Raw genomic sequence first — 25,249 nt, forward strand, 5'->3', positions numbered from 1 at the left:
ATTACATATGTGACTGAATTGCAGTCAATGCGATGGTGTAAACGATATCATCAACTAGCGCGCCACGAGAAAGATCATTAACAGGTTTACGCATACCTTGCAGCATAGGACCAATACTGACCAAGTCAGCTGAACGTTGAACGGCTTTATACGTTGTATTACCTGTATTAAGATCTGGAAATACAAAGACATTTGCTTGACCAGCGACAGGGCTATCAGGCGCTTTTTTACGTGCAACATTTTCCATAATAGCCGCATCGTATTGTAATGGCCCGTCAATAATCAAGTCCGGTCTTTTCGCTTGTGCAATTTTCGTTGCGGCGGCTACTTTTTCAACATCAGCACCAAAACCTGAGGTTCCGGTGCTATAACTGATCATGGCAACTTTAGGCTCGATACCAAATTTAATGGCAGAATCAGCAGATTGAATGGCAATATCAGCGAGTTGTTCAGCATTTGGTTCAGGGTTAATCGCACAATCACCATATATCAGTACTTGATCCGGCAATAACATAAAGAAAATAGACGAAACGAGTGAGCTACCCTCTGCAGTTTTGATCAATTGTAAAGCCGGACGAATAGTATTGGCAGTAGTATTTACTGCTCCAGAAACTAAGCCGTCAACTTGCCCTAGTTGCAACATCATCGTACCAAGAGCAACGTTATCTTTTAATTCTTGCTTGGCGACAACTTCTGTTAAACCTTTTGCTTTTCTAAGTTCAACCATAGGCGCTACATAGTTATCGCGAATATTATCAGGATCTGTAATTAACAAACCTGCAGGCAAATTAATTCCTTGTTGCTCTGCAATGCGCAAAATTGTTTCTTTTTCCCCAATTAACTGGCAGCGGGCAATGTTACGTTCAACACAAATTGCTGCTGCTTTAATTGTACGAATATCGGTGCCTTCAGGCAAAACAATTAATTTGTTAGCTTGTCGGGCCAATTCGGTCAACTTATGTCTGAAGGCTGGCGGCGACATTTTGTCAGTAATTGTTGCTTTGCTACTCAATAATGTCAGCCAATCGCTCGATAAGTTATCAGCAACATATTCTTTTACTTTGTCTTGGCGTTGAACATCATCTTGCGGTATTTCAGGGTTAAAACTCATTAAATAGCGCGAGGTTTGCCAAGTATCCCAAGGCACTGAGATCACAGGAAGGCCAGCATCTAATGCTTGTTGGCAAAGACTCAGTATATTGTCGTTTGGTACGTAGCCATTAGTTAAGACTAAAGCCGAAACCTTAGTCCCATTGAGTGCAGACAAACAAGTAGCAATAATAATGTCCGTACGATCCCCAGGAGTTACAATTAAACGACTTGGTTGTAAATGACTCATTAAGTTACCAACACTTCGGGCACAAAAACTAATACTGCGAATGCGTCGATGCTCCATATCACCACTGTTGATGATGTCAGCATTTAAGTAATTTGCTATATCTAAGACACGAGGAGCAATTAAATCCATTTCCCATGGCACAGTGCCAAGCAAATCGAAATGTCTGTTTTTAAAAATAGACAAGTTGATAAGAGGTGTTAAATCAAATTCTTGATTAAATTCATTTTCTCGAGGCAATAAACCAAACTCATCTTTATCAGGCGAATTAATTTTATTAACGATACAACCGATTAACTTAGGGTTTTTAATGCCGCCAAATGTTTCTGCGCTCATTTCTATGCGATCTTCAAACTCTTCTACCGAGTCATTGTCTTGTGCGGCAACTAAAACAATTTCTGCTGATAAGGCTTGCGCTACATCACGGTTGATACGACCGGCGTAAGGTTGCCGTGTTGTTGGAATTAAACCTTCGATAATAACCACATCATGTGCTTTATCAATAAGATTAAAGTTCTCAACAATTTGCTCTAATACAATGTCATGATGTCCATCGCCAATTTGCTGCTCAACATAGGATAGTGCTATAGAGTCAGATGTTGGCGTGTGGGCAAGTTTTCCTGCTTGTGAGCGAACATTGCGAGCCGGCTGCGAAATAGGCTTAAAGTGGCCAACATTGATGCCTTTTTGCTGACAAGCGTGAACTAGACCTAAAGCAATACTACTTAATCCCACACCAAAGCCTGCGGGAATTAACATGATACGATGTGCCATGACTAGGGCTCCTGATTCAATAATTCAAAGGTTTGTTCGGCAATAACCCACTCTTCATTGGTGGCAATCACCAAAGCAGCGCGCGAGCCTTCAAGGGTAATACGGCCAGACTTACCAAAGCGATTGGTAATATTAGCATCTACATCGATTTTAAAGTTCAGCAGAATTAATTGTGAAAGAATCTTTTCACGGATAATATCTGAGTTTTCGCCAATGCCACCGGTAAAAATAATACCGTCTAATTGTGTTAAACTGGCAGTAAATGAAGCAATTGACTTAGCTATACGGTAACAAAATACATCCAATGCAAGCGCGGCTTGTGGGTTGTTATCTTCTAAATAGGCTGTTTCGATCGTACGGCAGTCATTGCTCAGTTGTGATACACCTAATAACCCACTTTGTTTGTTTAGCATGGTATCAACTTCTTCAACCGTGTAATTAAGTTGGTTTACTAAGTGGAAAATAATACCTGGATCAACATCACCGCTGCGTGTGCCCATCATAACACCTTCAAGCGGCGTCATACCTAAACTGGTATCAACACTTTTTCCGTCTTTAATTGCAGCAACACTGCAGCCATTACCCAAATGAGCACTGATGAAACTGCATTGCTCTAAAGGTTTATGTAGCATTTTTGCTGCTTGCTGTGCAACAAAGTAGTGACTGGTACCATGAAAGCCATAACGCCTAATGCCATGCTCTTTATATAATTTATACGGAATGCCGTAAATAAAGGCTTTTTCAGGCATGGCCTGATGAAATGCAGTATCGAAAATAGCAACTTGTGGTAATGTCGGAAATGCGGCTTCAGCTGCTGAAATTCCAGTTAAATTGGCAGGGTTATGCAAAGGAGCTAAGCGAGCAAGCTTTTCAATAGTGGCTTTAACATCAGTATTTATCAATGTTGGCTGGTAATAAGTCTCGCCACCATGGACAACACGATGTCCGATCGCAGAGATACAAGCAATTAATTGATGTTCACTGAGGTGAGTAACCAAACACTGAATAGCGGCTTGATGATCAAAAGGAGATGAAATTGATTGCTGTTCTTTTTTACCATTATGCTTAATTTTGATGATCGCTTGTTCGGATAGCAATCGTTCAGCTAAACCTGATAGTAACGTTTCACCGTTTTCAGGATTGATCAAAGAAAATTTCAGCGATGAACTGCCACAATTTAAAACTAAAATAAAATTATTTTTCATAATTAACAAAACGCCGTGTTTACAATATCTTAATGATACTCATTATAATCTAATAAATTACTAAAAGTGTTGATGTTGTGCAATAAAATGTAATTAACTCAGCTCATTTTAATTAGCTAGGCATAAGTTTGTGCTATCTTTTAACTAAACCTTGTTGTAGTGTGTCGCCTATGAAACTATCTGTATTCGAAATTATTAAGCTTGGTCGAAAGTATATGCATTTATGGCCTGTGCGAGCTGAATTGGATCAGTATTTTGTCGACTACCAAGCGGTTAAAATGAGCCGTTTGGTTTGCCAAGTTATGCCAGGATTAGCCGCGTTCTGCTTTGTAATTCAATTGTACTTAGGCTCAATGACCGTTTTACCGCAAGCACTATTGTATAGCCTTTGTATCTTAAGTTTTCCGCTACAAGCGTTGATGTTTATGGGCGTAAAGGCAGATAAGTTTTTGCCTCCGGCGCTAGCGAGTTGGTACAAAGAAAGTGTTGCTAAAGTTAATCAAAGTGGTGGTGAGGTAAAACTATCAACGCAAAGACCACGTTATTTAGATTTAGCGAGCTTACTAAATTTAACTTTTCAAAATAATCACAACTGACACTAAACGTTTTAAATCTATTACCTTGGCTTTTGATAAAGCCTGATCAAAAAATCTGCCTGACAAGTAAAGTCATTCGTTTTAGCGAGTGTTGCTTTTACGGCTTCACTGGCTTTAAATGCAAATGGCGTCATCGATAACAGGTTTAAGGTGTCTTCACCACTTTGCAAGTTCATAGCATAAGAAACACTTTCTTGATGTACTAAGGTTAAGTGTTCAATAGGTAATTTTTCTTCATCATGTTCTTTAGCGTCATTATAAATGCACTGTTTCAATTGCATTAAATGTTGCTTAGCTGGTGTAACTGTTAGTAAATATCCATCTTTAGCCAGAACTCGAGTAAACTCGTTTTCTAAAATTGGCGCATACACCGAGTATATCCAAGAAAATTGCTGTTCAGCAAAAGGCAACTTTGACAATGTTGCAACACTGAAATGACATTCTTTATATTTCTTTCCTGCTTTTTTAATCGCTTCTTTGGCAATATCAACACCGTACACGGTATTTTTAGCACAACTGTGTTGGTGAGTATAATAACCTTCGCCACACCCCGCATCTAATATGGTACTTGGCAAATCACTATCAATCATTGTTGATTTATAGAGTGCAACAATTTTATCCACTAAAGGCTGATAGTAACCTTTTTCTAAGAACTCGCGTCTGGCATTTACCATCGCTTTATTATCACCAGGGTTTTTAGAATGCTTAAATTGCACTGGTAATAAGTTGAGATAATTTTCTTTGGCGAGATCAAAACTATGGTTGTTTTCACAGCGGTATAGTTTTTCTTGGGCAACAAGTGACAAATTGCAAAGTGGGCATGTGTAGTGCAGAGCAGTCATAGTTATCAGTAATGTTAGTTGAATTCAAAGATTGTTAGCTGTTTAAGCTTAAAAGGGCACAAGTCCCAATTAAGCTTAAGCGTAACTAAAGTTAGTAGTTATTTATGTTTAAGACTTAAACGTTGACCATATTGGTGCATGATCAGACGGCTTTTCTATGCCTCTTAGTTCATAGTCGATATCTGACTCGATACAACGACTAGCAAAGCTCTTTGTTGCTAGTACAACATCAATACGTAAACCACGATTATCATCAAAACCACGTGAGCGATAATCAAACCATGAATACCTTTCTTCGCGTGTTGGGTGTAACTCTCTAAAAGTATCTTTAAAACCCCAATCCATTAATGTTGCTAACCATTCACGCTCCTCTGGCTGGAAACTACATTTGCCCGTTTTTAACCAGCGCTTACGGTTTGACTCGCCAATGCCTATATCTAATTCTGTTGGAGAAATATTGATATCACCCATGACAACAACGTTTTCGTCAGGCGTATGGTTTTCATTTAAGTATTGCATTAAGTCTTTATAAAACTGGCGTTTATAAGGGTATTTAGTCTCATGGTTAATATTATCGCCTTGTGGGAAGTAACCATTAAGCACGGTAACTTTATCACCATTTTCGTCTGTGGTTTGTACCATCACCATGCGCTTTTGCGCTTCATCATCATCGGTTGGAAAACCTTTAATCACCACATCAGCAGGATTTTTACACAGCATAGCCACACCGTAATGTGCTTTTTGCCCATGAAAACAGACGTGATAGCCCATTGCTTCCACGTCAGCTAGTGGAAATGCATCATCATGAACCTTTATTTCTTGCAGGCCAATAATGTCAGGTTCATGTTTATCAATAATGGCTTGAAGCTGGTGTAAGCGGGCACGTAGGCCGTTAATATTAAAAGAGATGATTTTCATGTGCTAACTCAATAATTATTTTGCGCTAATGCTAACAGAAGTTATATACCCAAGCCACTTGAAGATGCAGTTTCAAGGCTAAGCTAGAAAGTCAGCGCAAGGCACAATAAGAAGGTTATGGTCGTTTCTTTATCTAGTGCTGCAGCGCTGAATTTCTTTTCTAGGCCTTCATCTTCAGGTTATTTGGGAATGAATAAGTGTGAAATTGAAAGTCGATATAGAGGTGGTATTATCAATGACTTAGCATAAGAAATAGTAGCTTTAACACTTTTTCTGCTATAAAAACAACGGCAATGGCTCAATACCAAGAGATAAAAAACGCTATTCGTAGTTAATATTATTACTGTCTTTAACGTTTTTGTGGCTAGAAAGAAAATGGCTTATTGGCTAATTTTCTATAGCAGCCGTAAACTAATGCTCTTTTTGGCTGAAGTGAAAATCAATTGCAGCGATAATAAGTAATATAGCGCCAAAAATAATCGCCCAGTGCGCAGCTATCAGTGCTAATAAACTACCAACTAGCGCAATAATAACGTTGGCTAAGCTAAAAGTGGTGGTGATTAACCCCATTAACTGTCCTTGTTCTATATCTGCATATTGCTCTGAAATATAAACCGGTAATAAGCCGTTGAAAATGGCAATAGCAATTCCCGTTAGCGCATAAATAGGCCAAACGCTGTTCACTGATAATATTGGGTGTAGCGCAAAGAGCAACGCCATTAATAACATGCCGGAAATTGCCCCTTTTTTCAAACCGAATATAAACTTTAACTGTTTGACAAAAAACACGCTAGTCATGGTCATAAACAGTGTCAAAACAACCGTAATGTAGCCGATAGATAAACTAGAAAAATCAAATTTTTCGACTAGCCACACAGGATAAAATTCGTAATAGGCATTTAAGCCTAAAGTGGCCAGTAAATAGATAAGAAAGATATGTCTAATGTCTTTATTAGCTAATAGAGCAAAAGAGTTCTGGCTAGCAAACAACGTTGAAAATTTTAGTGTCGGCGTTGAGTTTTTCAACTTGTCGGGTTGTAGTAATTTGGCAACACAAATAAGTGCGACAACAATGGCAAATGCTGCAAGATAGAATATAACATCAAGGCCGTAAATCGCGAGTAATCCACCTGCTAGTGGCCCTAATAGCCAGCCCAAATAGCCCGTGGCGTTAACTAAGTTGAAGGTGTAGGTTTTGTCGAGTGTTGGTGACAAATCTACTGCTACAGCCTTGGCAATGCTGATATTGCCAGAAAAAATACCAGTAATAAATCTGGCTAACGTAAATAACAAAAAATTTTCAGCTAATACCGCAAAAGCTGATAATACATAACTAACAGCAGTTAATACTAGGGTGATGACTAATGTTTTCTTTCTGCCATAAAGCCCGGAGGCTGCGCCAATAAACGAACTACCTAAAATAACCCCTAAAGGAAAAATTGCTAATATGATTCCCAATAATAATTTACTCGGTATATTGGCGAAAGTTGTTAAGGCATTAACTTCATTAAGAAATATGGGGGCTAACACTGGGTAGGGCAAGGCAATACCTGCGCTACTAAATAGCACAACAAGCATAACGGCAAATAAAGCCTGCTTAGCTTTTGATTCATTACCTTTTGTTTTTTTGGGCGTGTTTTTGTTATTGATAGTTGAAAAGCTCATGTTGTCGATAACTTATACCCTAGCGAGCTGGGGTTACATTTCTTAATTTGATTTAAATCACAAGCATATATCATGAGTTATTCTTATAGTTATGTAAAGTTTTTGCTTTATATATGTATGAGTTTATTCATAGTTTTATGCGAATTTTTTCTTTGTAAGTTTTAAAAACACAATAAAACTCAGTTTGTTAGCTTGTATGTAATTAAGTGTAATTTGTGGGTAATAAGTTGTACTATTGAGGTAACACCTTGTACATGGCGTTGTTAATTAACAATAAACATTTTAAGCTAACAAACATCAAAGCAAATTATACATTTGATGGATGTTGTTATTGATGTGATGTCATCGCAGTCATATTGTGAGCAGAGCCATGAAATAGCTGTAGTAACAGTGTAATAATGTAGGAGCAAATTATGTCAGATAGTAAATCATCAGTTAAGAAGGTTTTACTCGTAGAGGACGACCGTCAGTTGTCGGATTTAGTCTCTGAATTTTTAGAAAGTGAGGGTTATCACGTTAAACAAGAGTTTAGAGGTGATACTGTCGAAAAGCGTGTTGAAAAGTTTACACCTGACTTAATTATTCTAGATATTATGTTGCCAGGCAAAGATGGCTTTGCAGTATGTAAAGATTTACGTCCTGCATTTAAAGGCCCAATCTTAATGCTAACAGCAAAAGGCACTGACTTTGATCAAGTATTAGGTTTGGAAATTGGTGCTGATGATTACGTTATTAAACCAGTTGAACCGCGTGTATTACTCGCTAGAGTCAATGCATTATTACGTCGAGGTCAGTTACCTACCGACGGTAAAGAAAATGCTGAAATTGAGTGTGGTGAATTACATATTAGTCGTGGTTCAAGGCAAGTTACTTTACATGGCGAAAATATTGATCTAACTAGCCAAGAATTTGATTTACTTTGGTTGCTTGCTAGCAGAGCTGGTGAAGTACAAAATCGTGATTATATCTATAAAGCCGTTGTCGGTCGTGAGTATGATGGTATGGATAGAAGTGTTGATGTGCGTATCTCTCGACTTCGTAAAAAGCTTCATGACAGTAATGAGACTCCATTTCGTATTAAAACAATTTGGGGCCAAGGTTACTTATTTGTCCCTGATGCGTGGAATTAACTCTTAGCTTTCCTTTTAAATTGGCGGTTGGTAAGTGCTACTCGTCAGCTTTTAATTTTATTCTCTAGGCTTTTTGATGAAACTCGGACGTTCCTTTTTTAGTTTATACTTTTTGATAATATCCATCTTTATCGTATTCTCTTGGATGCTTGATGAAGTTTGGAGCTCTTATCTTGAACAAGATATCGAATCATATACTGGTTATAAAAGTATGTTGTTTGCGCTTTCTAACTATTTAGAAAAGCATCCGAATGATGAATGGGAAGAAATTATTGCAGGTGCTGCTGAACAATGGCAAATGCCACTAGAGTTAATGTCGGAGCAGGAAGTAAATAAGGTAAGTCATCGCAATCATGATGTTATTAGTGAAGAAAATACTCATATTTATTATGATGAAGATAATGTAAACATTCATCATCGTATTGAAAGCGCTTCTGCCGTTATTGTACTCGGACCTGTAAAAATGCCAACTCGACCAAGAGCTGAGGCCTTGGTTCGCGTTGTTTTATTAGCAAGTTTGGCATGTTTACTATTCTTTTGGCTACGTCCTCTGTCTCGAGATTTAGATTTACTTAGAAAAAGTGCGGTTGAGTTTGGTAAAGATAGTTTTGATGTCGTTGCGCCAAAGGCTAGGTCAAACATGACAGCACCAATGTTTACTGCTTTTAATTCAATGGCCGGCCGAATTAAGCGTTTAATTGATGCACATAAAGAATTATCTACCGCAGTCGCGCATGAACTGAGAACACCATTAGCACGCTCTAAATTTGCTTTACAAATGCTAGCGTGTACTGACGATAAAACAAAGCAAGCAAAATATTGTAATGCTATCAGCCAAGATATTTGTGAATTAGAACAGTTAATCAGTGAAATGCTTATTTACGCTAGTTTTGATAATGACAAGCCAGAGCTTAATTTTTCGCAAGAATCCCTTGTTGAAATAGTGCAGCATCAAGTTAATAATTATCAACAATTTGAACAAAAAATTAGTATTAATAATACCATCGGCGAGTGTAAGGTTGATGTTGACCGGCACTTTATCAGCCGAGCGCTAAATAATTATATTTCTAATGCGATCAAATACGGCAATGGCGAAATAGATATCGCTATTGTTAAAAGTGAAGATCATTGTCAAATTCGAGTGTCTGATAACGGTGACGGTGTTTGTGATGACTTTAAATGTACGATATTTGATGCCTTCTCTCGTGGTGATGCTTCAAGAAACCGTGAGACAGGTGGCTTTGGTTTAGGTTTAGCCATTGTATGTAGAATCATGGCATGGCACGGCGGTAGTGCTTCTGTGGTTGACTGTGAAAATGGTGGTTCATGCTTTATTCTTTCTTGGCCAATGAAGCATGTGATGGTCTAGCGATTAAAAATTAGCCAGACCATTGTAAAGTCTAGATAAACTCACTTTATTTTAGTTTTTTTACTAAAGAATAATAATTTTATGCCGATACTTATTACACTAGTGGTAAATAAGTAGAAAATTTTGGCTTTAGACGTATTATCAAATGACATTCTGATACATGAACTTCAATTAGGCGAACAGCTTAATGAAAGTGTTCATAATCAGCGTCGTTCTGATTTCTCACTTATGCTAGCCATGCTAACAGATGACGTTAGAGCTCATAGCCAATTTAAATTACCACTTTCGCAAGTTGCCGAAAAAAATACTTCAACGGAACAACTTAGAAAAGAGTTTCAACTCCCTGATGAAGCGCCTTTAGCATTAAATGATGTTGCAGAATTAGCATCATTTAACCAAGCAGAATTGATTGAAAAGCAACAGTTAGAACATTTGCGTTTAACCAACACGCTTAACCCTAAAGCATTGGCATTTCGCGATAATGTAAAGCATATTGATCAGCAAGTACTGACTAATACCAGTTTATATTGTCAACAAAAGTACAATGAACAAACACTAGAGAAAAAAGCGCCTAGAGCTGACTTTAATGTTAATGCTTGGCTAAGTGCAGTACAAACAACTATTGTTAAAGCACCGCTAATGGAAGCGTACGCTTAATATCAATACTTTCCTTATAGCTAATACTGCTATCCGCTCTAAAGCGGTCATTCAACGAAATTTTTACTAAAAAGCTTTTGCACAACATTGCTTGAATTTCCTCGTACTACCGCAAAAACAGTGTTGATTGCGCGTAGGCTTATCAATTGTAGAACTCTCTGAAACGTCACCATCTAAGTAACGCCACTGGTTATGCTCCATAATAAAGTTGGAGTTTTCTCGCATGTGGAAAATTTGATCTTGGTGAGAATAATATGCAGAAAATCCTACTTGAGCACTATTATTTTCTAATAAGTCGTGTTGAAAATTACTGGCATGATGAATAACGAGTTTCAACCATTTGGTTTCATTAGCCCATTGTGCAATGTCGTCAATAGTTTGAGTTTTTCTACTGATATCCGCATAAGTATGAAAAATATATTCTGCTTGATTTGTTGCATAGGCGGAATAACGAGAACGCATAAGTTGCTCTGGGGAATTGGCATTACTATTTCCAGTAATTATTTTTTCGCAGCATTGATTAAACGCTTGCTCTGAGCCACATGGACATAGCATGTAGACACCTTATAAAATATGAAAAGGTGAGTCTATCACAGCCCACGATAGCTTTTTAAATTTTATACCGATTCGTCTATAAGTATAATAGGCACAATTAATGCATTTTCTCAGTGACTTGTTGCAGCAAAATACATTGTGTTTTCCCTAAAGCTGCACAGCTTGAAAGTTCATTTAATTCAGCTTGGTTAAATTGTGCGTTCGATAAAATTAACGCGGAGCAATTACCTTTCAATAATGCTTTTTTTATGTGCTCAAAATTAACACTTACTTTATTAGCATTCACTTTCAATATTTTCGCTGGGTCAATTTTACCCATGTCTGCAAGCTGATCTAAAGATTCATTTTCGGGATTAATCATCAAAATCCATTTGTTGTCGGTGTAATGGTTTTGACAAATATTTTGATATTCTTTAGATAAATCCAGTGAATCTTCCACGTTAATAATATTACACCACTGTTTTTTATTAACAGATAAAGGTGGCTTTTCCCATAGAAATTCAACTAAGTTTTTGTTATTTGGTTTTAAATTTACTTTGTTAATGTTGATCATAGTATTTATCTCGATATACTGTATAGATGTACAGTATATCGGTTATGGTGTTATTTCAAGCATTATGTGAAATATTTTTTGTAATCAAAATTTCATGGTCTATATTGTAAAATTACTTAATTAAAATGGAGTTTGAGTAAATGAAGCCGAAAGGGGCTATTAATATAAGTGTGACTGAGGCGAAAAATTCATTGGATGATATTCAGTCAATAGTTTTAAGTGATCGTTGTTCACATGAAACATTAACGAGGTTGAGGTATGCGCTTGCCGATATTAATGAAGAAGTAAATATGTTGAACAATGTTATACAAATGGAAACAATAAATAAGTAGTCAATTACCTCCGTATATACTCATCTCTATAATGTTAGTTTCAGTATGGCTGCTATTCTAAAACGCTTAGAGAATGCAACTTTAACGCTAGTAGCATTAGAGTTTCACTTGTTTTGGGCAACCTGACCTTGCTAATTCTGCTTAGCTAGTATTAAAATTAATCTATTACAAAAAACGTATGCGAAGAGCAATAGTAACCATATTGTTGCTTATTGTGGATTAATAATGACAAATCATGTCGATGGTAGTAAATCCACACTAAATCTCTGTTGATCAATTATAAAATAACGAGATACAATTTTATTGATTGGAAATAATTTTTCGCCGATGAAAGCATTACAGTTGTCATCAATATATGGGACTCTGTTGTTATATTGAAGATGGTATATCAGCGACATTAGCCAATTCTGAATTCGATACAGCGATTCTGGAGCAGCAGTTAAACATTAATAATAAACCATCTTATATATACTAATTGAATATGAGTACTACTGATTAATGTGTTGGAATTGAATTTATTTATGAAAATAATAAAGCAGTTACTTTGGTTGCTATTTGCACTTTCACTCCTTACTTTTTCGTTAGGAGTAAGTTGGCAGTTAAGCAAATCGGTCAATTTTTTTTATGGTTTTTGGTACCAAAACTTACAAATTGATGCCACGATCAAAAAAAATGTTGTCAAGAATACTTATGGTAAGCGTGATTTTCCTGTCGAAAACGCTCGTTTACATCAAGAAAAGTTTTCTGATATTGTTCAAGCTATCCACCGACAAGGGGAGGGGCTTGATCGTATTAGTTATCTAAATTCAGCGGGACACATACGCCGCTTATTAACGGATAGCGAAGTAGTGCATTTGCAAGACGTGGCCAACTTGCTAGATAAAGTGAGCCAGCTATGGTTGAGTAACTTATTACTGCTATTGTTTTTATTAGCAATTTATACCCGTAAGCAACTATTGAGTTATTCTTATGTCAATCGCAAAAGCGATATTTCGAACACTAAATTGGCTAAAGGTGAACCATCGAAATTTGGTCTAGTGATTGCTTTAGTGACGACATTACCGACAGGAAAACACAAGCTGATTGCGGTGTTATTATTGTGTCTAGTTACTGTTATTGTTTTATCCCTGTGGGGGTTTACATCGCTGTTTTATTATTTGCATACCGTAATTTTTCCTGCTGATCATCAATGGTTTTTTTATTATAAAGATTCATTGATGGCAACTATTATGAAAGCACCTGACATATTTTCAGCAATTGCTGGACAACTTTTGATTATAGCCTTGTTATTAGCTGCTGGAATTGATGCCATAGTTACCCGCTTTCAACGTAGTTAATGCTATAAGCAGCCTCTATAGTTTGAATTGCTGGATATAATCGAGATATGGGCCACTACCACCAATATTTCTGCCGATAACGTAGGTCATGTCACTTACTGTTGTGGTTGCATTATGGCGACTAGCTTTATAGTTTACATTAAGCTTTTGCCATTGCTCAGTGTTGAAGTCATAGGCGTAAACTGAGCTTAAATTAGTATAGTCACCAAAAACTAATAACTTATTGTGTACTAGGCTAACGGAATGAGCACTAATGTTAACAGGAAGTGGCGCAAGAGATTGCTAGTGGTTAGTTTTTGGGTCAAAGCGTTCAAAGACATTAAGCGAAGAGCTTCTATCGTAGCCGCCAACAACATAAATTAAACCGTTTCTAACAACCGCTTTAGTTGTTTTAGCTGTTGGCATATCAGCTGTTCGTATCCATTTATTCTACTTTATGTCTAACATAGCAATCAAAGATGTTGCGGTTAACTTTCTATTTTTAGGGTGGGCGCCACCTAAAACGAATATCCTCTTATTTGAAAAAACGGCTGTATTTATTCTTGCTGACACGGGGATGTTTTTTCCCAAAGTTACTTCATGTGTTTGAGTATTAAATATTTCCACTCGATCTTCGTATTTATACTGCTTATTTTGAAGACTAATGCCACCAATGATATATATGGAGTGATGACCATCCCAGACTGCAGAAAAGTAGCGTCTTGGAATAATCTTATCTGCTAGGACCTGAATTTCTTTGGTTTTAGGGGCAATAATTTCGATGCCTGAAAGAAAGTTAGCTTTATTAGAGCCGGCAATAACATATATTTTATTACCGTCGTTGACCGCAGCATGACCATAGCGCGCTGTTTTTAAGGAAAAAGAGTTAGTACCAGCGACAGGCTGAGTTGCACAACCTGAAAGGGTAAGCGTAACCAGGATAAAAAGAGATTAAGAGATTATTTTTATGCACTGACATTAATTTATTCCGTTAAATTATGAAGCTATTTATTAGGTTAATTAAATGCTAAGGCACTTATCATTGTAAAATGCCTTAATAACAAAAAATTATTTACTTAGGCTAGCTAGCTCGTCAATACGGTCTTGGGTCAGCATGATAAAGCACTTTTTAAAGGCTGCAGCAGCGCCAGTACCTGGTGAAACAGCTAAGTATTGCCAACGACAGTTATTTTCGCGATAACTAATAAAGTTGCGTTGCGAACGTTTAAACATATTAAGTGCAGCATGCCTACCAGTATCAGCGGATAGCTCTTGTAAGATAAATGATTGATTATTTACCCAAGTTTGTAGTTCACGATCTTTCTTCGCTTTGATACCGTCTAAACATTGTGATATATCTGCTGTCGTTGTCATGTTCATTTCGCACATTTCGATGGTGTTCTTAGCCAAAACAGGGCTAGATAGCATCAAAGATAGCGGTAAAAAATATTTTATATGAGTTTTTTTAATCATTGCTAGCCATGAGTTCTTATGGAAAAGTGAATACCGAAACTTATGCCGGAAGTACTTTTTTATAGGGTTTAACAGTAACGTTTTTATAAACACCTGCTGCAATATATGGATCTTGGTCAGCCCAATTTTTTGCATCAGTTAAACTATCAAATTCGGCGATAATAAGCGAGCCAGTAAATCCAGCGTCACCTGGGTTTTCGCTATCAATAGCAGGGCAAGGGCCAGCAACAATTAAACGCCCTTGTGCTTGCAGATCTTTTAATCGAGCTAAATGGTTTTCACGCACACTTAATCGAAGGGCTAAGCTATTTTCTACATCTTCACTATAAACAAGATAAAGCATTTTAATTCCAATATTATTCTTTTATTAAAAACGACGAATGGTACGTGGTCAGTTATTCTTTCTTTTCTTCTTCTGGGTCATCTGGCATGTATTTGTGTAAAGATAATACTGAACCAATAGCAAAAACAAAGGTTAATGCCGTTAAACCGAATACTTTAAAATTAACCCAAGTCTCTAAGCTAAAGTTAAAAGCAATATACCAATTAAGTAGACCGCAAGTAGCAAAAAATATTGCCCAAGAAAGATTAAGTTTATTCCAAATTTCTTCTGGTAAGGTTAGTGCTTCACCTAAAAACTCTTTGATTATGTTTTTATTAAATAGTTTTTGACTAACAATAAGTGCAATGGCGAAAAAGCCTTGAATAATAGTGACCTTCCACTTTAAGAATGTATCGTCGTGTAAATAGATAGTCAGGCCGCCAAAAACAGCAATTAGGCCAAAGAAAACAAGATTTCTTTTGGGTACTGGTTGCTTTTTTATTAAGTAATAAGAAATTTGAATGGCTGAGGCAACAATCAGTGAACCTGTCGCCCAATAAATATCGGCAAATTTATAGAAAACAAAAAAAATGACTAAAGGGATATATTCTAAAAAAGCATGCATAGGTTCAAGTTCTAAAATTACAATAACTGAATTCTATCCAAAGCTAGGCCATACGCCAAACTATTTAACAATGAAAAGTGTAATAGTTTTTAAAAGCCAGTGTTAGTAAGTCAGTTAATACTGGCTTTAGATATGTTTAACGCCCTTAATTTGGCTTAAACTTGCTCGTAACCAAATGGGTCATCAATAGAATAAGAAGGCTCTGTAAACCATTTAGCACCAGAATCTGTCATGTAGAAGTGATCCTCCAAACGAACACCAAACTCATTTGGTAGCACCAGCATTGGCTCATTTGAGAAACACATGCCTTTTGCTAGTGGCGTTCTATCACTGCGCACTAAATACGGCCATTCATGAATGTCTAAACCAATACCATGACCCGTTCTATGTGGACAACCAGGCGTTTCATAATCTGGCCCCATATGTTGACTTGCCAAATAATCTCTTGCCGCTACATCTACATCACCACAAGGCACACCAATGTTAGCAGCATCGAAAGCGGCTTTTTGCGCTAATTTTTCAACTAACCACATATCACGTTGGCGTTGATTTGGCTCGCCGTAAACATAAGTGCGGGTAATGTCTGAGTTATATCCCTCAATCTGACAACCAGTATCAATTAATACAATATCGTCTTCTTCCAGTACTTTTGGTGATTTAACACCATGTGGATAAGAAGAGTCTTCACCAAAAAGTACGATACAAAAATATGAGCCAGCAGGAGCGCCCACTGTGCGGTGCGCTTGATCGATAAAGTTAGTCACTTCTTGGGTGGAAATACCAACACGCAAAATGCGAGCAACCGCTTTATGTACTTCAATAGTCATATCTTTTGCTTGTTGTAATAAAGCTATTTCAGCATCAGATTTTATGGCGCGACAGCCTGCGGTTATCGCTTTTGCATCAATTAATTCAAATTCAGGTGCTGCGTTTTTAATACCGTCAGCAACAAAGAAAGCGGTAGACTCGTCTATCGCCACTGTACCTGAATGAATACCGTAATCGTTTAAAGCTTCTTTAAATAGTTGATAAGGACTTTCGTGTTCTTGCCAGCCTTTAATATCACCCTTAATAGTCATGTATTGACTTAAAGTGCTTACTTCAAAGAAAGGACTGATATATGTTATATCTCCTTCTTTTGGGATAATAGCACCTACCATACGCTCGCTAGCGTACCAACGAGTACCCGTAAAATAAGCGAGATTAGTTCCGGCATTTACATAGGTGGCAGCAATATTATTCTCAACCATGATGGCTTGTGCTTTGGCAATACGTTGGTTGAATTCAGCCTGACTGATTGCCTGCACGTTTTGAGTCATATTGACTAATTTATTTAGTTCAACTTCTGCGGTAGAGCCGCCAACACCTATGGTCATATTTGTTCCTTTAAAGTACTTAAAAAGCTAAGTTGTATATTTTATACAAAAACCTGTAAAAAGTAAGTGATTAATTCAATTTCGTTGGATTAATTTGTTATCTAAGTAAAACCTTGGCTCGATTAATGTAGCCTAGAATGATAATAAGGAAATTTATCTCATAGCTTGTCGGTCAGATATGAAACTACGTAAGACAAGCCAAATTATTACTATAATTTACAATTAAGGATCTTTTTATATGCGCGAAAAAGTAGAATTTGTTAGCGGAGAACATAAATTAAGTGGCTTACTTGAAAGTCCTGAGTCGGATGTTAAGTTTTATGCCCTATTCGCTCATTGCTTTACTTGTGGCAAAGACATTGCCGCGGCATCACGTATTAGTCGGGCGTTGGTCAGTAAGGGCATCGCGGTATTAAGATTTGATTTTACGGGGTTAGGTAATAGCGATGGTGACTTTGCTAATAGTAATTTCTCATCAAATATTCAGGATTTAATTGCGGCTGCTGACTTTCTTCGCACAGAATATAAAGCGCCTCGATTGCTAATAGGTCATAGCTTAGGTGGCGCCGCTGTATTGGGTGTTGCTCAACACGTTGAAGAAGCAATGGCGGTAGTCACCATTGGTGCACCATCAGATGCTGCACATGTTGCTCATAACTTTGCCTTACAACTTGACGATATAGAACAAAATGGCAAAGCGGAAGTTAATTTAGCGGGACGTGTGTTTACGATAGAAAAGCAATTTTTAGATGATATTAAACGTTATGATACCAGTCATATCGGACAGTTAAGAAAAGCGCTTTTAGTTATGCATTCGCCAATCGATAGTACGGTAAAAATAAGTGAAGCCGAAAAAATATATCAAGCAGCCTTACATCCAAAAAGCTTTGTTAGTTTAGATGATGCCGATCATCTACTAACTAACAAACGTGATGCGGAGTACGCTGCTGATGTTATTGCCGCGTGGTCAGGGCGTTATATTGACTCTCAGGAAAATCATGTTGCTTCAAATCATACCGACAGTGAAAACACTACTGGAGTTAAAAATAATGTTGCGAAAGGGCATGTGCTAGTCGAAGAGAAGAACCATAAGTTCACTCAACATGTTAGTACCAATAGTCATTATTGGCTTGCTGATGAACCGACAAATGTTGGTGGCAATAATATGGGCCCCGATCCTTATGAACATTTGCTTGCCGGATTAGGGGCATGCACGGCAATGACATTACGCATGTATGCTGTACGTAAAAATTTACCCATTAAGCATATTAAAGTTGAGTTGACACATAGTCGAAATTATCAGCAAGACTGTCAGCAGTGTGAAAATCAAAGTGATGGTATTGAAGCGATAGTGCGAGAAATTAGTTATGAAGGAGAATTAGATATAGCTCAAAAAGCACGATTTTTAGAAATTGCTGACAAATGTCCTGTACATAAAACGCTACATAATAATGTCACCGTAGTTAGTCAGTTGCTTAACTAGCTTTATTTTATAACTAAAGCCATAAAATAAAACACAGCGAATGTTCTGATTAGAGTATTCGCTTATATAATTAGCCTCTTTACTCATCTATTTGGTATTACTTAGTGATTCTTTATTGACTAATGCCACCCATACAAAGATATTTAATTTCTAAGTAATCGTCCAAGCCGTATTTTGAGCCTTCTCTGCCACTGCCAGATTGCTTTACGCCGCCAAATGGTGCAGCAACATTTGATATGATACTTTCATTAATACCTATCATGCCATATTCAAGGGCTTGGGCAACACGCCATACGCGGCCAATATCACGAGCATAAAAATAAGCAGCTAAGCCATATTCGGTGTTGTTTGCCATGGCAATCACTTCATCTTCACTATCAAAAGAGATAATTGGTGAAACGGGGCCAAATATCTCATTACGTGCTACGGACATATCGGGTGTTACATTGGTTAATACTGTTGGTTGATAAAAATGGCTGCCCGCATGGTGTCGATTGCCTCCGGTATGTAAAATAGCGCCTTGGCTAATAGAATCATCGACCAGTTTTATAACGCCGTCGACAGCAGTGCTAGAAATCATTGGGCCTATTTGTATGTCGTCTTCTATGCCATTGCCAACTTGTAAATTTTTAACCGCGACAGCAAATCTTTCAGTAAAGCTTGCCAGTACCTCTTTTTGAACAAAAATACGGTTGGTGCAAACACAAGTTTGGCCAGCATTTCTATATTTAGAAATTATTGCGCCTTTAACTGCTTCATCAATGTCCGCATCATTAAAAACAATGAAAGGCGCGTTGCCACCTAGCTCCATAGAAACTTTCTTAACCGTTGAAGCACATTGTTTGATAAGAATTTTTCCTACCGCGGTTGAGCCGGTAAAGGTAAATTTGGCGATATCAGGGTGAGTAGTAAGTACTTGGCCAATACCAACAGCGTCTTCCCCAACTACTACGTTAAACACACCCGCAGGAATGCCTGCACGCTCTGCTAATTCTGCCATCGCTAATGCAGATAATGGGGTTTGAGTCGCAGGACGAACAACAAAAGTACAACCAGCAGCAAGTGCTGCGGCAGCTTTACGGGTGATCATGGCATTGGGGAAATTCCATGGCGTAATCGAGGCAACGACACCAACGGCTTGTTTAGTAACAATTACTTTTTGATTAGGTGATAGACTTGGTATGGTATCACCATAAACACGTTTGCCTTCTTCAGCAAACCATTCAATAAAACCAGCGCCATAGGCAATTTCACCCTTTGCTTCAGCTAAAGGCTTGCCTTGCTCAAGCGTCAGTATACGAGCAAGATCATCTTGATGTTCCATCATTAAATTAAACCAATTGCGTAAAAGCTTCGCTCGCTCGTGTGCTGGCAACGCTGACCAAGCTTTAAAAGCTTTGTTGGCTGCGGCAACTGCAAGTGTAGCTTCTTCAACACTAGCATCACTTACCTGCGCAACTGTTTCGCCTGTGGCTGGGTTCAATACGTCAAATGATGTCTGACTGCTTTGCCAATTACCCGCAATATATGAACAGGTTTTTATCAATGCTTGGTCTTTAATTTTATACAAAATATTTTCCTTAATCCTGCGACAAAGAGAGGCGGGTTTTATACTAGTAGGTTATAAAATTGCTGATGTAAATCAACTTTTTCGCTTTAACATTGTTTTAAAAATTACTGGTAGTCATATAACAGTTAGGGTAAGTATTTTATATAACTCTAAAGCAAAAATAGTATAAAACTAACTGTTTTCATCGTTAATAAAATTAAAAATCACTGATGCTGTGCAACCGTCACCTGAATTATTTTCAATACTAAATTGCCATTGATATTTTTCACAAATATCACGAACAATATTAAGGCCTATGCCAAATCCTTCATAGCCACGAGGTTTTGCGTCAAGGCCTACGCCATTATCAATGACATCAATTCTTTGAGGAGAAATGAATAAATCAACATTTCCTCCTACGGTGCAATTAACAGCATTTTTTAATAAATTTTTAATTATTGCAGAAAAAAGCAAAGGTTGGGCACTTAGATTAAATTCACATTGGACTTGTTGATGAAATTTAACTTGATTGGCTTGTATTGTCGGCTCAATATCGATTAATAAGTTGCTAATGTATTCATCTGATACAGTAGTGTTCAAACCTAATAGGTTCTCATCTCTCGCTAGTAAGAGGAAAGTATGAATTAGCTGCTCCATTTCAACAATTGCAACATCAATACGGTTATACTGTTTTTCGGCTTTTTCGTTTTTTTGCAAACGTAGGACGCTAATAGCGCCACGAATTACAGTCATTGGCGTCCGTAATTCATGACTTACATAACGTGTGAACGCTTTTTCTCTTATGAAGGCATCTTGAATTCTACTGCGATAAGTATTGATGCCTGTGAGCATTTGTACTAGCTCAAGTGATAATTCTCCATCAAGAGATAAGGGCGCATAGCTTTCATTATTATTTTTTAACTGCTCAGTTAAGTTTGAAAATGGCTCACTGATGCGTCTTGCCATTTTAATACTGACAATAACGGAAATTACGAAAATAAGTAAAGCAAGGGAAAATATTACCAATTGAAAGAGAGCGAAGCTCATATCATCCCATTCAATGGCATCTACATCTTCTATTGCATATGCAATAGCTAATCCTTTTTTGGTCATCACTTGCTGAGCATAGACACCGTATTCACTATCATCTTCAAAATGAAAACTGATACTACCTTGCCAATCTTTATTTAGCCTTCGTTTAATTAATGAAGGTAATATGTCGTATTGATCGTAAATTGTCAGCATAGGATCAATCTTGATTTCTCCTGCACTACTCTGGCTGAATAGCTTAAAGTGATATGGTGCCACTAGTGCCAATCGTCGCTCGCTATTTTGATTTTCGGTATATAAAATTGTGTGATAGAAAATTGCACCATAAAAGATTAATAAGACTATTATGCCACGCAAATAGACTTGGATTATTTTACTACTCATCGGTTTGGTATTAATCATTGTTGTACAGCCAATCGGTAACCGAGTTTAGGAACTGTTTCTATAATATTTTCAGTAAATGGAGTATCTACCTTGTTACGAAGCTGATAAACATGCTTGCGCAATATATCTTGGTCTGGCAGATCATCAGGCCAAAGTACATCTTCGATTTCTTGACGGGAGACCACATTAGGTGCCTTATGCACTAAAATTTTTAGTATTTTAAAACCAATGGGGGTTAGTTTTAATTCATTTTTACCGCGCCAAACCTGATGAGTGTTTATATCTAGCATAATAGGGCCAGAGGTTATTTGGTTGACAAAGCCCGTACCAGAATTGCGACGAATAAGACTATGAATACGAGCTTCCAATACTTCTAAATTAAAAGGTTTGATAATATAGTCATCAGCGCCTTGGCGAAGTCCAGACAACATATCACTATCTGTATCTCGAGCCGTTAGCATTATAATTGGGGTGTTATTTCCCTCTGATCTAAGTTGCTGACAAACACTAAGCCCATCCATTCCAGGCAACATGATATCGAGAATAATACAGTCAAATTTTTGTGACTGGGCTAATGCCAACCCTAAGGTGCCGGTAGCCGCGTAGTCTAAACTGATATCAGACGCTTCAAAATAATCAAAAATAACTTCTGCGACATTCTGGCAATCTTCTACTAGGAGAATTTTCAAAATAAAGCCTCTTATATTAATAATTTAATTACACTGTAACAGCATTCGTACTTCAGTCTGTTTTTTAAGTACACAGGCGGTTGCTAACATATTTTTCAAGTTGTCAAACTCATTGTTTTTGATGGCAATTAAAAACCTTTCATTAGCTGTTAACATCCGTTGTAGCTCATCAGTACTATTAAGTAATTGCGCTTGACCTTTGGAGTAAAATTGTGCACTAAATGGTCGTTTATTCCAATAATAAAGCTGACTATTCTGCGAAAAGCTACGATCAACGCCAAGTAATTTAGCTTCCGTTTTTTTGTCCATTGCACCAGAATTTAATATTACGATAACGATGCCTAATAGTACTAATGAAATTAATGCAAAATAGTTACTTGTCCTCGTCCAATTGCTATTTATGGCAACGAGAACAGCTAAAGCACTAAAACCTGGAAGTACATAAATAGGTAAAATATTACCAGCCATAGTAAAAAGTAATAATGGCGATATCATCCAACAAATTAAATATTTATTAATGCCTAATATTCGGCTTGGGTTGTGAGGCAATTCAATACCACGATATTTTTTCACTAGCAGGCTTAATGCAACAAACGACCATGGACTGGCACAAATTAGCCAATATAACCAAATTATGCCTCTAGGTTTTACATGTGCAGTGCCGTATAAGTCACCTTGCCAACCTGAAACAAGAAAGCGTTGTATATGCTCACCAAGAATAAAGTACTCTATAAATCCTGGTGTACGAATTTCAGCCCAGATATACCAAGGTAGGGTCAATAACAGAAATAAGCACATGCCAGTTAACCAAGGTAATCGTTTTATTGCTTCTTTAAAATTGCCTTGCCATAAGCTCCAACAAAGTAAAGATAAAACAATAAACACAATCGCGACAGGGCCTTTAATCAACATGCCTAAGGCTAAAGCGAAAAAAAATAAATGCCCATAAAATATCTTATCGCTTTTACTGTAACACTGCCAATAGCTGACCATAGCTAAAGTATTTGCCATTAATAGAGCACTATCCGTCATGACCATGCCAATAGCTAGAATAAATCCAAGGCTTGAGGTAATGATTAACAAGGCATAAATAGCGGTGTTTTTATTGGTTAACGACTGAGTAAAACGAAAAATTAAGGCACATGTTATTAAGCCACAGATGAAGTGTGGCAAACGCGCACTGAATTCGTTAATACCGAGCCAAGAAAAACTCAACGCACTTATCCATGTTTGAAAGGGGGGCTTACCCCAAAAGGGAATGTTGTAATCAAACTGAGGGGTTACCCAATTATTTGTTTCCAGCATTATACGCGCTATTTCACTATATCTTGCTTCTGTTGTATCGTAGAGTGGGAATAACCCTAGCGAAATTAAACGCGTAGCAATTAAAGACAAAATAAGTAAAGCCGCCCAGTATAATAGTGAGCTTGGTACCTCATTGTTATTTACATTAACCATGTTTCTTTTCCATTGAATTGATCATACTGCTTTTTTCTTTATCCATAATTAAGTATATTGGACGCGCTTTGGCTTCTGCATAAATACGGCCGACATATTCGCCTAAGATACCTATGGCTAGTAGTTGTACGCCACCTAAAAATAATTGAATTAACATCATAGAAGGATAGCCGGCGACGACTTCACCAAAAATAAGCGTTTTAACTACGATCCAAAATCCGTATAGAAAAGCAGAAGCTGAAATGAGCGCACCAGCCCAAGTAGCAATCCTTAAGGGCTTTACACTAAATGCGGTAATGCCAGATAATCCTAATTTAACCAATTGTATAAATGACCACTTAGTTTCACCGGCAACTCGCTCTGGACGCTCAAAACTAATCGTGGTTTGTTTATAACCAGGCCAAGAAAGAATACCTTTCATGTAGCGACTTCGTTCTGACAGTTGTTTGATATCTTCTATTACTCGTCGACTAATTAATCTGAAGTCACCGACATCTTTTTGAAGTGGCACATCAGATAAATAGTCAAGTAAGCGATAATAAACATGCGCTGACCAGCGTTTAAACTTAGACTCTCCTAACCTTGTGCTACGTTTCATATTGACCACATCAAAACCTTGACGCCATGCAGCTAACATTTTAGGAATGAGTTCAGGGGGATCTTGTAAATCAGCATCCAATAAAATAATTACTTGGCCTTTCGCATGATCAATTCCAGCGGTCATTGCCGCTTCTTTGCCAAAGTTTCGGCTTAAATTTATACATTCAATGTTGGCGTAATGACTGGTTAAATTAAGCATGGTATTCCAGCTGTTATCAGTACTACCATCATTAATATAAACGATCTCAAAAGTGGACTCTGGTTGAGTACTTAATACTTTTGCTAAATGATGGTGAAATACAGGTAGCATTTCCTGCTCATTGTAAACTGGGACAATGATACTTAAAGTTATTTCATTTTTTATGGATAGCTGTGGGTTTACAAGTTGCATTTATATCTCCAAAATTTATTCCGCAACTAGTTTAAAATCAGTAAGGTCTAAAAAAAGTCAATGTGAAGTGACAATTTGTAGACCACAGTCTAGGTAGACTCTGTTCAATATGATGATTTTTGGTTTAGGCAGTTATGCAACAATTTAAAAAGTTTTGTTTGATAGGTGGTTTAGGGTTCGTAGTTGATAGCATATTTTTTTTACTGTTAAATGAAGTAACGAACAATATAATGTTGGCTAGATTACTATCATTTTGGATAGCTGTTAGCGTTACTTGGTTTGGTAATCGTATTTACACTTATAAGCATCAGCAATTTACAGATGTTATATACCAATGGTACAAGCATATGCTAATTGCGCACTTTTCTGGCGGAATAAACTTAATCATATTTTGGAGCACAAAAGATCATATTGCTATGCCGGTAGCATTTTGTTTCGGCATTATTGCCGGTTTGTTCAGTAATTATTTTTTTGCCAATCGATTTGTTTTTGTCAACAATCAAAACTAACCATTATTATCTCTTTAAATAGCAGACTCTGATATGAAACTTCATATAGCTTAGACACTTTATAGACAAGACCTTAGCCAAAATCTTATTGC

The 25,249-nt window shown here is 37.2% G+C and carries 27 protein-coding genes; 8 read left to right on the forward strand and 19 right to left on the reverse strand.

The features are described 5' to 3' along the window. Window position 1: 1 nt before the first annotated feature. On the reverse strand, window positions 2–2,110 hold the full coding sequence (pta, locus tag B7C41_RS02105; protein ID WP_085297098.1) for a phosphate acetyltransferase: 2,109 nt from the start codon (window positions 2,108–2,110) through the stop codon (window positions 2–4). Between the two features lie 2 nt (window positions 2,111–2,112). Further along, a complete protein-coding gene (locus B7C41_RS02110; RefSeq protein WP_085297099.1) occupies window positions 2,113–3,315 on the reverse strand; it encodes an acetate kinase in 1,203 nt (400 codons plus the stop codon). 170 nt (window positions 3,316–3,485) lie between these two features. Between B7C41_RS02110 and yfbV the strand changes: the two genes are divergently transcribed. Further along, on the forward strand, window positions 3,486–3,911 hold the full coding sequence (yfbV, locus tag B7C41_RS02115) for a terminus macrodomain insulation protein YfbV (protein WP_085297100.1): 426 nt from the start codon (window positions 3,486–3,488) through the stop codon (window positions 3,909–3,911). Window positions 3,912–3,931: 20 nt separating this feature from the next. On the opposite strand, the gene rlmA is transcribed toward yfbV, so the two are convergent. From rlmA to B7C41_RS02130, 3 genes are all read right to left on the reverse strand, one after another. Continuing rightward, the gene (gene rlmA, locus B7C41_RS02120) at window positions 3,932–4,753 is read right to left on the reverse strand and encodes a 23S rRNA (guanine(745)-N(1))-methyltransferase (protein WP_211279477.1); all 822 of its coding nucleotides are present in this window, start codon (window positions 4,751–4,753) and stop codon (window positions 3,932–3,934) included. Window positions 4,754–4,861: 108 nt separating this feature from the next. After that, window positions 4,862–5,671: an exodeoxyribonuclease III gene (gene xthA / locus B7C41_RS02125; RefSeq protein ID WP_085297101.1), complete on the reverse strand. Its 810-nt coding sequence runs from the start codon at window positions 5,669–5,671 to the stop codon at window positions 4,862–4,864. A 411-nt stretch (window positions 5,672–6,082) separates the two neighbouring features. Continuing rightward, on the reverse strand, window positions 6,083–7,336 hold the full coding sequence (locus tag B7C41_RS02130) for an MFS transporter (protein ID WP_085297102.1): 1,254 nt from the start codon (window positions 7,334–7,336) through the stop codon (window positions 6,083–6,085). 413 nt (window positions 7,337–7,749) lie between these two features. On the opposite strand from B7C41_RS02130, the gene B7C41_RS02135 reads away from it, so the two are divergent. The 3 genes from B7C41_RS02135 to B7C41_RS02145 all read left to right on the forward strand — a co-directional run bounded on the left by B7C41_RS02135 (window position 7,750) and on the right by B7C41_RS02145 (window position 10,492). Continuing rightward, window positions 7,750–8,466 carry a response regulator gene (locus B7C41_RS02135; RefSeq protein WP_085297103.1) on the forward strand — a complete coding sequence of 239 codons (717 nt, stop codon included), beginning with the start codon at window positions 7,750–7,752 and terminating at the stop codon, window positions 8,464–8,466. Window positions 8,467–8,578: 112 nt separating this feature from the next. Beyond that, window positions 8,579–9,835, forward strand: coding sequence for an ATP-binding protein (locus tag B7C41_RS02140; RefSeq protein ID WP_235839580.1), 1,257 nt, complete (start codon window positions 8,579–8,581; stop codon window positions 9,833–9,835). Between the two features lie 123 nt (window positions 9,836–9,958). Beyond that, window positions 9,959–10,492, forward strand: coding sequence for a VC2046/SO_2500 family protein (locus tag B7C41_RS02145; RefSeq protein ID WP_235839581.1), 534 nt, complete (start codon window positions 9,959–9,961; stop codon window positions 10,490–10,492). 66 nt (window positions 10,493–10,558) lie between these two features. On the opposite strand, the gene B7C41_RS02150 is transcribed toward B7C41_RS02145, so the two are convergent. Both B7C41_RS02150 and B7C41_RS02155 read right to left on the reverse strand, forming a co-directional pair. Then, on the reverse strand, window positions 10,559–11,047 hold the full coding sequence (locus tag B7C41_RS02150; RefSeq protein WP_085297106.1) for a YchJ family protein: 489 nt from the start codon (window positions 11,045–11,047) through the stop codon (window positions 10,559–10,561). A gap of 97 nt (window positions 11,048–11,144) precedes the next feature. Beyond that, window positions 11,145–11,600 carry a hypothetical protein gene (locus B7C41_RS02155; protein WP_085297107.1) on the reverse strand — a complete coding sequence of 152 codons (456 nt, stop codon included), beginning with the start codon at window positions 11,598–11,600 and terminating at the stop codon, window positions 11,145–11,147. Between the two features lie 140 nt (window positions 11,601–11,740). Here B7C41_RS02155 and B7C41_RS02160 point away from each other — a divergent pair, with 140 nt between their 5' ends. Both B7C41_RS02160 and B7C41_RS02165 read left to right on the forward strand, forming a co-directional pair. After that, window positions 11,741–11,932: a hypothetical protein gene (locus tag B7C41_RS02160; protein ID WP_085297108.1), complete on the forward strand. Its 192-nt coding sequence runs from the start codon at window positions 11,741–11,743 to the stop codon at window positions 11,930–11,932. Window positions 11,933–12,453: 521 nt separating this feature from the next. Next, window positions 12,454–13,269, forward strand: coding sequence for a lipoprotein intramolecular transacylase Lit (locus tag B7C41_RS02165; RefSeq protein ID WP_085297109.1), 816 nt, complete (start codon window positions 12,454–12,456; stop codon window positions 13,267–13,269). Between the two features lie 15 nt (window positions 13,270–13,284). On the opposite strand, the gene B7C41_RS20635 is transcribed toward B7C41_RS02165, so the two are convergent. From B7C41_RS20635 to B7C41_RS02195, 7 genes are all read right to left on the reverse strand, one after another. Beyond that, window positions 13,285–13,524, reverse strand: coding sequence for a Kelch repeat-containing protein (locus B7C41_RS20635; protein ID WP_143764299.1), 240 nt, complete (start codon window positions 13,522–13,524; stop codon window positions 13,285–13,287). A 27-nt stretch (window positions 13,525–13,551) separates the two neighbouring features. Then, window positions 13,552–13,674 carry a Kelch repeat-containing protein gene (locus tag B7C41_RS02170; protein WP_085297110.1) on the reverse strand — a complete coding sequence of 41 codons (123 nt, stop codon included), beginning with the start codon at window positions 13,672–13,674 and terminating at the stop codon, window positions 13,552–13,554. Window positions 13,675–13,698: 24 nt separating this feature from the next. Then, on the reverse strand, window positions 13,699–14,190 hold the full coding sequence (locus tag B7C41_RS20640; protein ID WP_407919549.1) for a kelch repeat-containing protein: 492 nt from the start codon (window positions 14,188–14,190) through the stop codon (window positions 13,699–13,701). A gap of 126 nt (window positions 14,191–14,316) precedes the next feature. Then, window positions 14,317–14,721 carry a lysozyme inhibitor LprI family protein gene (locus tag B7C41_RS02180; protein ID WP_143764264.1) on the reverse strand — a complete coding sequence of 135 codons (405 nt, stop codon included), beginning with the start codon at window positions 14,719–14,721 and terminating at the stop codon, window positions 14,317–14,319. Window positions 14,722–14,761: 40 nt separating this feature from the next. Beyond that, window positions 14,762–15,064: a YciI family protein gene (locus tag B7C41_RS02185; protein ID WP_085297112.1), complete on the reverse strand. Its 303-nt coding sequence runs from the start codon at window positions 15,062–15,064 to the stop codon at window positions 14,762–14,764. Between the two features lie 52 nt (window positions 15,065–15,116). Next, complete coding sequence (locus B7C41_RS02190) at window positions 15,117–15,668, reverse strand: septation protein A (RefSeq protein ID WP_085297113.1); 552 nt, start codon at window positions 15,666–15,668, stop codon at window positions 15,117–15,119. 155 nt (window positions 15,669–15,823) lie between these two features. Further along, window positions 15,824–17,044, reverse strand: coding sequence for a M24 family metallopeptidase (locus B7C41_RS02195; RefSeq protein ID WP_085297114.1), 1,221 nt, complete (start codon window positions 17,042–17,044; stop codon window positions 15,824–15,826). A gap of 238 nt (window positions 17,045–17,282) precedes the next feature. On the opposite strand from B7C41_RS02195, the gene B7C41_RS02200 reads away from it, so the two are divergent. Continuing rightward, window positions 17,283–18,527, forward strand: a complete 1,245-nt coding sequence (locus B7C41_RS02200) for a bifunctional alpha/beta hydrolase/OsmC family protein (protein WP_085297115.1) — start codon at window positions 17,283–17,285, stop codon at window positions 18,525–18,527. A 112-nt stretch (window positions 18,528–18,639) separates the two neighbouring features. Here B7C41_RS02200 and B7C41_RS02205 read toward each other — a convergent pair whose 3' ends face one another. The 5 genes from B7C41_RS02205 to B7C41_RS02225 form a co-directional block, all read right to left on the reverse strand. Further along, window positions 18,640–20,097, reverse strand: coding sequence for an NAD-dependent succinate-semialdehyde dehydrogenase (locus tag B7C41_RS02205; protein WP_085297116.1), 1,458 nt, complete (start codon window positions 20,095–20,097; stop codon window positions 18,640–18,642). 171 nt (window positions 20,098–20,268) lie between these two features. Continuing rightward, window positions 20,269–21,528, reverse strand: a complete 1,260-nt coding sequence (locus B7C41_RS02210; protein ID WP_085297117.1) for a sensor histidine kinase — start codon at window positions 21,526–21,528, stop codon at window positions 20,269–20,271. After that, window positions 21,525–22,199 (reverse strand): response regulator transcription factor, encoded by a 675-nt coding sequence (locus B7C41_RS02215; RefSeq protein ID WP_085297118.1) that lies wholly within the window; start codon window positions 22,197–22,199, stop codon window positions 21,525–21,527. The genes B7C41_RS02210 and B7C41_RS02215 overlap by 4 nt, the downstream gene beginning before the upstream one ends. Window positions 22,200–22,223: 24 nt before the next feature. Then, window positions 22,224–23,657: an ArnT family glycosyltransferase gene (locus tag B7C41_RS02220; RefSeq protein ID WP_085297119.1), complete on the reverse strand. Its 1,434-nt coding sequence runs from the start codon at window positions 23,655–23,657 to the stop codon at window positions 22,224–22,226. Then, window positions 23,650–24,648 (reverse strand): glycosyltransferase family 2 protein, encoded by a 999-nt coding sequence (locus B7C41_RS02225; protein WP_085297120.1) that lies wholly within the window; start codon window positions 24,646–24,648, stop codon window positions 23,650–23,652. The genes B7C41_RS02220 and B7C41_RS02225 overlap by 8 nt, the downstream gene beginning before the upstream one ends. Window positions 24,649–24,782: 134 nt before the next feature. Between B7C41_RS02225 and B7C41_RS02230 the strand changes: the two genes are divergently transcribed. Further along, a complete protein-coding gene (locus tag B7C41_RS02230) occupies window positions 24,783–25,157 on the forward strand; it encodes a GtrA family protein (protein ID WP_085297121.1) in 375 nt (124 codons plus the stop codon). Window positions 25,158–25,249: the final 92 nt, after the last annotated feature.

Source organism: Cognaticolwellia mytili (assembly GCF_002104475.1).
Taxonomy (GTDB): Bacteria; Pseudomonadota; Gammaproteobacteria; order Enterobacterales; family Alteromonadaceae; genus Cognaticolwellia; species Cognaticolwellia mytili.